Annotated in this window: 1 protein-coding gene; it reads left to right on the forward strand. The window is 66.2% G+C overall.

From position 1 onward, the window contains the following. Positions 1-257: hypothetical protein (locus NW837_RS11205; protein ID WP_414331568.1), on the forward strand; the 257-nt coding region annotated here is incomplete at its 5' end. Positions 258-536 lie beyond the last annotated feature (279 nt).

Genomic DNA, 536 nt, shown 5'->3' on the forward strand with positions numbered 1-536 from the left:
ACCCCGGCCCAAACCCCCATCTGAAAGCCTGCCGCCGGAGCCTCCTGCTGAAGCCAAAGTCGGTGAGCGCCCTCAGCAGAAAGTTCCCGGCACCGCCAGCGCGATCGTCGGCATTCGTCGGCCCGCGCCTGCTCAGCAGCCAGCTCCAGTTGGCGAAGCCAAGACTGCTGAAACTCTGCCGGCTGCCAAGCCCTCGCTGTCTCGACCTGAGCGAGTCTCCCCTGAAAAGGGATCGGCTGGTGGTGCTCAGCTCATAGGCCCACCGCGGCGGCAGGTTACCCCTCTTGTCCGCTCGTCTGAGGCCACCCAAAAGCCGGAGACTGTTTCTCAACCGGCAACCCCTCCCACTCCCTCTGAGTCTGCCGCGGCCAAAGCCAGCGGCTCGGAGCCCAGTCCTGTGGCCAAGCGCCCAATCGTACTCTCGCCCCCTCAACGAGCTACCTCCGGGACAAAACCGCCGGCAGAGCGGCCTGAACCGCCGCAAAAAGCTCCCGAGCCCAGTCGCCCCAGCCCCTCAGAAGCACCATCCCCCAGCC

The organism is Synechococcus sp. R6-10 (assembly GCF_047461815.1).
In the GTDB taxonomy this organism is placed as follows: Bacteria; Cyanobacteriota; Cyanobacteriia; order Thermostichales; family Thermostichaceae; genus Thermostichus.